At 48.5% G+C, this 8,877-nt stretch carries 9 protein-coding genes; 8 read left to right on the top strand and 1 reads right to left on the bottom strand.

Going from position 1 to position 8,877, the window contains the following annotated elements:
• Positions 1-106: 106 nt before the first annotated feature.
• The 7 genes from P364_RS0125920 to P364_RS0125890 all read left to right on the top strand — a co-directional run bounded on the left by P364_RS0125920 (position 107) and on the right by P364_RS0125890 (position 6,109).
• A complete protein-coding gene (locus P364_RS0125920; RefSeq protein WP_024632950.1) occupies positions 107-589 on the top strand; it encodes an ArpU family phage packaging/lysis transcriptional regulator in 483 nt (160 codons plus the stop codon).
• 96 nt (positions 590-685) lie between these two features.
• On the top strand, positions 686-2,356 hold the full coding sequence (locus P364_RS0125915; protein WP_024632949.1) for a GAF domain-containing sensor histidine kinase: 1,671 nt from the start codon (positions 686-688) through the stop codon (positions 2,354-2,356).
• An 18-nt stretch (positions 2,357-2,374) separates the two neighbouring features.
• Positions 2,375-3,097 (top strand): response regulator, encoded by a 723-nt coding sequence (locus tag P364_RS0125910; protein WP_024632948.1) that lies wholly within the window; start codon positions 2,375-2,377, stop codon positions 3,095-3,097.
• Between the two features lie 179 nt (positions 3,098-3,276).
• The gene (locus P364_RS0125905; protein ID WP_024632947.1) at positions 3,277-3,852 is read left to right on the top strand and encodes an NADPH-dependent FMN reductase; all 576 of its coding nucleotides are present in this window, start codon (positions 3,277-3,279) and stop codon (positions 3,850-3,852) included.
• 56 nt (positions 3,853-3,908) lie between these two features.
• Complete coding sequence (locus P364_RS0125900) at positions 3,909-4,379, top strand: VOC family protein (protein ID WP_024632946.1); 471 nt, start codon at positions 3,909-3,911, stop codon at positions 4,377-4,379.
• Entirely contained in the window at positions 4,376-5,011 is a 636-nt protein-coding gene (locus P364_RS0125895; RefSeq protein ID WP_024632945.1) for a hypothetical protein, read from the top strand. Before P364_RS0125900 ends, P364_RS0125895 begins: the two co-directional genes overlap by 4 nt.
• A 144-nt stretch (positions 5,012-5,155) precedes the next feature.
• A complete protein-coding gene (locus P364_RS0125890) occupies positions 5,156-6,109 on the top strand; it encodes a hypothetical protein (RefSeq protein WP_024632944.1) in 954 nt (317 codons plus the stop codon).
• Between the two features lie 60 nt (positions 6,110-6,169).
• Here P364_RS0125890 and P364_RS0125885 read toward each other — a convergent pair whose 3' ends face one another.
• Positions 6,170-6,652: a hypothetical protein gene (locus P364_RS0125885; RefSeq protein WP_024632943.1), complete on the bottom strand. Its 483-nt coding sequence runs from the start codon at positions 6,650-6,652 to the stop codon at positions 6,170-6,172.
• A gap of 357 nt (positions 6,653-7,009) precedes the next feature.
• Between P364_RS0125885 and P364_RS0125880 the strand changes: the two genes are divergently transcribed.
• Entirely contained in the window at positions 7,010-8,863 is a 1,854-nt protein-coding gene (locus P364_RS0125880) for a DUF4127 family protein (RefSeq protein ID WP_024632942.1), read from the top strand.
• The last annotated feature ends 14 nt before the right edge of the window (positions 8,864-8,877 follow it).

Raw genomic sequence — 8,877 nt, 5'->3', positions numbered from 1 at the left:
AAATCTGGGGATAACAGCGATCGTAAGATTTTTCTGTCATCGGAGTGGAGCATGCGAAGCTACTAGACTTTCATTCTATAACGAATGTTTAAGGAGGAGAATGAATATGGAACTGATGCTGCCCGAATTGGACCGACGCAAAACACAGACTGCCGTAGAAGCCACGCTGGAAAAATACCGGATTTATAAAACGATTGCTTTTGAAGAACGAGAGGTGATGGTGACGGCGAGTTACGCTGAGCGTTTCCATGGTGCAACGAATGTGACCGGGGATTCCACAGCCAGAACGGCAATCTATAATGTGGATGTGCAGCGTGCACGTCAGGCTTACTGCGATACGATTGATTTTGTAGTCTCTCGACTGAGCGAGAAGGAACGTGTACTCGTCAGCGAACGTTATTTGAAGGATGACGATGTATTTGACTACAAAGTGTACAACCATGTGTTTGATCCGCCTGTCAGCAAGGATACGTATACGAAGATTCGGACGCGTGCCTTCTATAAAATGGCGCTGGCTCTGTCGGACCGCGGTCTGATCAATATGGAGCCTTTATCTGCATCTCGTAAAGAACGACAGAAGCTGGGTTAGATGTGAAGCCGGAAGTTCATCCTTTTATATCCTTCGCTGATTGTATACAATAATTGAAAAACAACACTAAGGATCAGTCAAAGGAGAGGAATCCGCATGACGGAACAAGCCGGAATGCAGGAGATGTACACACTGAAGACGATCGCAGAAACGCTCAACACATCCAACGACCTGAATTTGATGCTGGATACGGTGCTCGGCAAACTGTTGGAACTGACGGGACTGACTGCGGGCTGGGTGTTCCTGATCGATACTCAGGGAGAATACGTCTGTATTGCTGATCACCGTCTTCCTCCTGCACTGATGCATCATGACAAGGAACCGATGCGCTGCGGGTCTTGCTGGTGCGTGAATCGCTTCCGTGACGGGAGATTGGATAATGCTGTAAATATTATTAATTGCAAACGTCTGGAGGATGCGGTTGAACATCAATGGGGAGATACCCATGACATCACCCATCATGCGACGGTCCCGCTCCGCTCAGGGGAGAAGATGCTGGGACTGCTGAATGTTGCTGCTCCGGGCAAAGAGCATTTTAGTGATAGTGAGCTGGCACTTTTGCAGGCTGTAGCTTATCAGATCGGCAGTGCGATGGAGCGGATGCGATTATACAGCGCGGAGCAAAGGCGAGCGGATCTGTATGCCAGGCTGGGAGAGTACAGCAGATCGCTGGGCCTGGCAGTGAACGAGTGCAGCAATTCAGACGACATGGCGAAGAAGGTTGTACAGCTGCTAGGGCAGCATTATGACTGGCCTTTTGTTGCACTGTTATCGCAGAAGAACGGAAGTTTTATGGTACAAGCTGCCCATATTCTTGGCAAGTTCGAGATGCTGACACGTTCTCAACTTTCTCCACAGGGGGAGAGTCGCATGCATCGAGTGATTGATTCTCATCGTGCGACGGTATTGGCGGCAATGGAGATTCAAGAAGTTTCAGCACTTTGCAATACTCTGCTCCCTATGTCCGTTTTGGCCTCGGGCCTGGCTGCTCCCATCCCTTTAAGTTCTCCTGGCGAAACGGCAATACTGGTGGTTGGCTTGGGTTCTTCCAATGGTTTCCTTCAGGCAGATCGTGAGGTTCTTGATGCACTTGCTGAACATATAACAGCCTCGTGGGAAAGTCTGAGACTGGTTTACAAACGCCGGGAATTAACCCGACTGGAGGAACGAAATCGGCTCGCAAGGGATTTGCATGATTCAGTGAATCAAATTTTGTTCTCCCTGTCCCTGACAGCCAAAGGTGCAGAGAGCATGTTATCCGGATCATTGCAGCTGCATCCAGCCGCGGAAGCAATGAAGGATATACGTACCTTGTCACAGGAAGCCTTGAAGGAGATGCGTGCCTTGATTATGCAGCTTCGCCCGGCAGGTTTGGAGTCTGGTCTGCTCAGTGCTTTGCAGGAGTATGGTACAGGACAGGGGTTGCAAGTCGTTGTACACCGGACGGGTATGCGGTCCTTGCCTCAAAGTATTGAGGAAGGACTATGGCGTATTGGACAGGAAGCGCTCAATAATGTACGTAAACATGCGGAAGTTACTTCCGCTGAGATATCCTTCCAGCTAAGCGATCAGGAAGCGATATTCATCGTTACAGATCGGGGCAAAGGTGGAGCCAAAAGGCGTGAGGCCTTGCCTGCCAGTTCACTTGGTCTGTCCATCATGAGGGAACGGGCGCAATCGCTGGGTGGCAGACTAGAACTTGTAAGTTCATCCCGTAAGGGAACATCGGTAACGGTAGTCATTCCACTCCCGTCCGAATCTGTATAAAATCAGGGGGATGAAGAGATGCCGATTACGATTTTACTCGCTGACGATCATGCGATGGTAAGACGCGGGTTGCACGTTTTTTTGTCCACACAGCCAGATATGGAAGTCGTCGGAGAAGCCTCCAACGGACAGGAAGCACTGGAGCAGGCAGAACAGCTGCATCCGGATGTGGTATTAATGGATCTGCATATGCCAGTGCTTGACGGGATCGAGACGGCGAGAAGACTTCGTGCGCTTTTACCTGGAATCCGTATCATCGTACTTACCTCCTTCTCGGATCAGGACCATGTGGTACCAGCCGTACGCGCAGGAGTGAAGGGCTATCTGCTCAAAGACATTGAGCCAGAGGATCTTGCCGTTGCCATCCGCAATGTGCACGCGGGTCAGGTAGAATTGCATCCTGCGGCAGCGGGTCAATTAATGCATGTGATGGCTTCGTCTGAACTTCCTATGAATGAAGCCCATGGGCGTGCCAATCCCCTTACGTCCACTCAGCCTCCAGAACAAGAGCGGGATGGGCTTGGGAGAGAAACTTCTCATGGACCGGACATGCTCACCCGGCGGGAACGAGAGGTTTTGGGACTGATCGCACAAGGTTTGAGTAATAAAGAGATTGCCATAAAGCTGATCATTACCGAGAAAACGGTAAAAACCCATGTCAGTCATCTTTTGGACAAATTAGGCCTGGCAGACCGGACCCAAGCTGCGCTTCATGCTGTAAGAAATGGCTGGGTTGTCTGACCATCTTCCAATATTCTCAGACTAAAGTCGTAGAAACTCAACCCAAAGGTTGAGTTTTTTTGTGCTGGAAGTTAAGTCTATCTGCTGACGATTCGGAGACGGAAGCACGGTAAGATGAGAGTAACGAAATTTATAACGCAGCGTAGGAACGACTATTAAAACGTAGGAGAGTGACATAGATGAATATCTTGATTTTGGCAGGCAGTAATCGGAAAAATGCAACCAGTACACGTTTAGGGGAATATGCCGTGGAAGTAATCAGGGGTCAGGGACATGAAGCCAGCCTGTTTGATTTGTATAAAAGACCGCTTCCATTCTATGCACCGGATGAAAAACAGAACGATGATCAGAACCTCGCCGACCTGAACACACGTATGCTCGCGGCAGATGCCATTATTCTGTCTACACCAGAGTATCACGGCAGCATCAGCGGTGTGCTCAAGAATGCATTGGATCACCTGAGCCAGGCTCATTTCAGTGGTAAACCGGTATTGTCCATCAGCTCTGCAGGAGGCGCGGTGGGGGTAAGTTCGCTTTTGCAGCTGCAGGTGATCATTCGCAATTTGCACGGGATTAACGCGCAGGAGTGGATTTCCATTGGTGGTGCGCAGCGGAGAAGGTTTGAGGCAACGTTTGACGGATACGAAGAGTTTGAAGGCAGTCAGGACATTGAAGACCGGATCAAACGCGTGCTTGGTTCATTTTTGCACCTTGCCGAGACGTTAACTTCAGTACGGAAATCCTCCGGGAGTTGAGAGAAAACAGTAATGGGATGCTAACCATAGATAAAGAGAGAAAAGAGGTTTTCATCATGATTAAAGGTATATTTGAGACGCATCTGAACGTAACCAATTTGGAGAGATCGCATCATTTCTATGAACAGATTGTAGGATTACGGCATGCCTATGGGCAGAAGGAACGTGGAAACTCCTTTTACTGGATTGGCGGTGAAGGCAACGCGATGCTCGGACTGTGGCAAAAGGACCCTTCTGAAGTGCAGCGGCAGCATTTTGCCTTTCAGGTATCGTTGGAGGACATGAAGCAAGCGGTCCCTTATTTGGAGGAGAGAGGGATCAAGACACATAACTTTCTGGATGATGATATTGGCGAGTTATATGTATTTGGGTGGATGCCTGCGGTGTCCGTGTATTTTACCGATCCGGATGGTCATTCTCTGGAATTCATATCGATGCTCCCGGATGAAGCAAAGCCGGAACTCGGCATGGTGCCTTGGAGTGAGTGGGAGAAGATGCACGGTCGGGTGAAGGAGGACACGGCATGATTTTTGAAGAAGTCAAATTATATACAGCACGACTGGAAGACATCCAACCATTTTATGTGGATACTCTGGGATTGGAGTTGCTGGAGGAGTCTGAACATTCTTTTACGATTCGAGTCGGTTTGACGAAGATGATATTCGCGGAGAGTGGCACGGAGCAGGAACCCTTTTATCACGTTGCCTGGATGATTCCGAAGAATCGTTTTGAAGAGGCCAAAGCGTGGGCTGCGGCACGTGTCCGTCTAAGTAGGTATGAAGGTAAGGATGAGACCTATTCAACCAATTGGAACTCGAATTCGCTCTATTTCGAAGATCCTGTCGGTAACATTCTGGAGCTGATTGCTCATCATACCGTTCATAACGAGAGTGACCATCCCTTTTCGAAGCAGGATCTGCTGCAGGTGTGTGAGGTGGGGATAGTTACGGAAGATGTGCTTTCCACGGTGGATGAACTTGAGCAGATGGGGTTGAAGCTCTGGGGTGAGGCTAGTGATACCTTTGCCCCTGTAGGGGATGTGAACGGACTGTTTATTGTGGTGAAGAAGGAACGCGTTTGGTTCTTTTCGGAGCAAAAAGCTAACATATATCCGCTGGAAGTGTCCATTCGTGAAGTGGGAAAACTTCGAATTGGTTAATATGGGAAGCAGCAGGTAAAACGGTCATATGTGCACCCTTTGAATCATCTTATAGAAGTAAACGCTTTAAAAGGAGTGTTTAGCTAAAATAACGGTCTATGGTCGTTTGTGTTTCAGAATTGGCATCGATAGAAGGGTGGTGGCATGTTGGATCGACGTTTGTTGGAGGAAGGGCTGGATATTATGGTGTCCAGTCGGGAGCGTACAGGAGATTTGTGGCACGCCCATTATGGGGCGGGAGCTATTGCGGCCTATTTTTGGGTGCGGGAAAATCGTCTCACTGCCCTTGCAGCGGGCAGTGTTACGGCTGAAGCGAAAGCGATGCTTCGCCAGCATGGATTGAACGATGGTTTGACCTCCCAGAAGGGAGATGTATTGCCAAGGGAAGAGGCCGAAGCGTGTATTACGGCAGCGCTGGATCGAACGATCGGAGAGCTGCATTGGGTTGGCCATCAGGCCATCTACGGTGCCCTTAGCCTGAAAGCCATTCGGGAACTGGATGGTTGGGGCTCGGAGCACGACTTGAATCAGTTGGTTGCACTTATTGATTCTTTTGAACGAACCATCCCAGGCAGATCCTGGATGAACACGACTGTGAAAGAAATTCGCGGCTTAAAAGTAGATGAGGCAGACGGTTTTCCTGAAGTTGAGAGCCCTGAACAATTGTCCCGTCTAATTCTGGATGAGCTTGGAGCGTTCCGCACGATCTATCACGCGGAAGCGCATCATGATCTGATCGGCCATATGCTGACCTATGGGCACGCGCTTAACATATTATATGAATTGGATTATCCTGCTTTGTTTCACAAAGGCATGCCCCCTTTCCTCACGATGATCAAGGCTTTGCGACTGAGCCGGGATGTGGACGTTGAGCAGGAGATGCCAACGCTGCAATCTCCAGTCGATCGTCTGCCATTGATTCGTGCAGAACGTTCTGTTGCACTTCCACATGAACTGGAATATTGGCTGACCGACAGACGTTCCCGCGATTGGCATGGAGGTCATCTGTTCAAATTTCCATTCAGCTTCTACCATCATGCCAGAAACGGAAATTCAGTTCCGGAAAGCTGGGAAAACTTTCGCTATATTATTGCTTGAGAAAAACATACATTTAAGAGAAGGAGCACTGCCTGAGAAGGCGGTGCTCCGTTTTATCTTTTAACGGTGCCAGATTTCAAGGATAAACAGGATCAGCATGACTCTGGACACCAGCATGTATGGTGATTTTCGGATAGGCTGGCGCGCTGTCCATATTCCCCAGGAACTCATCAGTGCAATACTCCCCCAGAACATCCACAAGGGAATGCCTTCGGGCGTAAATGGAAAGGACAGTGTGGGCAGTGTACTGAGACCAACCCCTAGAAGAACAGGGGTCATATAGACGAGCACAAGGAACAGCAACTCAAGGATCAGGGTTTGCAACCAGAAATAATAGATGTGGAACACTCGGAGCAGAATGACTGTGACCAGGATAAACAGGATACCAACGGATGAGAATGATGCAGTGGTCCATCCAATGAGTGATGAAGTTACAACATCGGTTTCCTGATAAAAGATGTACATTGTCAATGCATACATAACGGGGCCAGCCATATAACTGGTAACAGCGATCCACAGATAGAAGTAATCCGTTTTTTTCATGATCGTATCCATCCTTTTTTGTAAATAGGGTTTGCAAGGCTACTTTATATCATATAAACAGCACCAGGAATGGATTGGTTGGATGATCCGGCAGAAGTCTCTGCAAGAAACCGACGTTTAACCGCTATGATGGCGTCGGTATTCAGACTTTATACGTACGGATAACCGTCAGCGCGACCGATTTAAACATGTAATATTGTACTATCGGATCAGTAGCAAGTGACATATCCCGATAAGCACATACGCTAATGTACAGACCGGCCTGGGGGGCGGCCGTTTTTTTATGCGGTGATTGCAAACTTGCTCTGATCGGGTACTAAAGAAAGACTGAATATATCTAACAGGAGGTTTTAGGATATGAAAACAGTATTGTATGTTCCACTGGATGATCGTCCAGCGAATCTGGATGACGTCGTTGTACAAGGAAAAGCAGCCGGTATCCATATCATTACACCGCACCTGGGTGACATTCAAAATCGTCTGGATTCCGAGAAAACGGTCGATGGCACCACATTGCTAGGAACGTCTACGCCTACGTATGGGAAACCGTCCAACATTCATGATTTCATTTTGAAAAATGCCGCCAAAGTTGATGGCTTCATCATCTCTTCGGATATGCTAGCATATGGTGGTCTGATCGGCAGTCGTCAGCTTCGTGAAGATGAGGGTGGCGCATATCCGAACTATGATCAGGACGCAACCCGTTTGCTCGATGTGATTAAAGCCATTAAAAAGAAATACCCGCGCAAACCGGTGTATGTGATGGATACCATTATGCGACTCGCTACCACTTCATTTGCAGATGGTCTCGCATTGGATGCATACAACGAATCTCGTGCTCTGATGCAGCAGCCGCGGCAGTCCTTTACAGCATTCGAGGATATTGTGAACGGGTATAACCTTTCTCCAGAGTCTACGGAATATGGGGAAACGACATATTTTAATAAAGAAAAGTACTACAACACCAGACAACATAAATTCAAAACAAATCTGTACATTCTGGATCAGCTTGCTCGCAAAGGATATATTGACTTCCTCGCCGTAGGAGTCGACGATGCGAATACACAAGGCGTTCAGATTAATGAGATCAATTATGTGGAAGCACGAATTAATGAATGGCTTGGTGGGACAGATGGACAAAATCCGGATCGGGCGATTATTCTCCCGGATGCTGACGGTCTAGGTCACGCTCTAGTGGCACGCATGGCGAATCAATTGCTTCGCGGTGGGGCGAAGACACGTTATGCGGTAAAATATTTCGGCCCTCATGGTTCAACGATTATCAATGCCTACGAATATATGGATCTGCACAAAAATGTGGTGCGCCATGTGGATATTGTAGGTGGTGTGGTTGTAGCGGATTCCGCTTATCCAGAGCCTGATGTGGCAACGGATACAACTTCCGATGTGGAAAATGGAAATGAATTGACGAATGCTACATCTGCCGATGAAGCGGCTTCGTTTGACATGGCGTCTGAGCTGGATCGCATGACGAACCGTCATCCAGGTAAACCGGGTAAAAAACCGGTGGACATTGAGATTATTGCCATTACGGCGTTGGATCAGGTGCAGGCGGCTGTGGCGCAATTGACGAGTAATAGTGAGAAGGGCCTTCCTTCGGTGTTGATTGATTTTGTAGGAAAAGGTCCGGCCAACGTCGATGTAGCCGAAGCACTCCTGAGCAGTCCGTATACGGGTCGGGTTCTGGGTTACAGTGCATGGAATACGCCGGGGAACAAAATCGGTATGGCTGTGGGCATGGGGCAATCCCGTTATGCTTTGATTACAACTGAAACACATGCCCACACGTTGCGAGATGCCATGAATGCCCAGGGGTCATTGTTGTTCAAACGCTTCCTGAAAGATTACTACTATAAAGCTGTAGCGATTGCAGACATCCGTACGTATTCCAGAGCGCATGCGCTGTATACCAATGTGACAACCCTAGCGGATCAGAATATGTCACTGTTTAACTCTGAAGAGGATTACGCTTATCTGCAGAATTTACTCAGGGATCTGATGCAGACCCATACAGCGACGCTGACGGGAAAACCTGCTTTTGCCCAAGGTAATGTGGCGATCAAACAAATCTGTAATGGCGAAGCAGTCTACGCGGAGTATTGCAGCGCGCTGCTGGAATATGCGAACCCCGATTTCATCTGGGGACGTGCGTTTGAGATTACGTTGAATCCGAAGGTTACGCTGAAATAAGGTGTTGACGGCAT

Source organism: Paenibacillus sp. MAEPY2, assembly GCF_000499205.1.
Lineage (GTDB): Bacteria > Bacillota > Bacilli > Paenibacillales > Paenibacillaceae > Paenibacillus > Paenibacillus vandeheii.
Note: the sequence above shows the minus strand (reverse complement) of the source record. Positions and strands in the feature narration are given on the sequence as shown.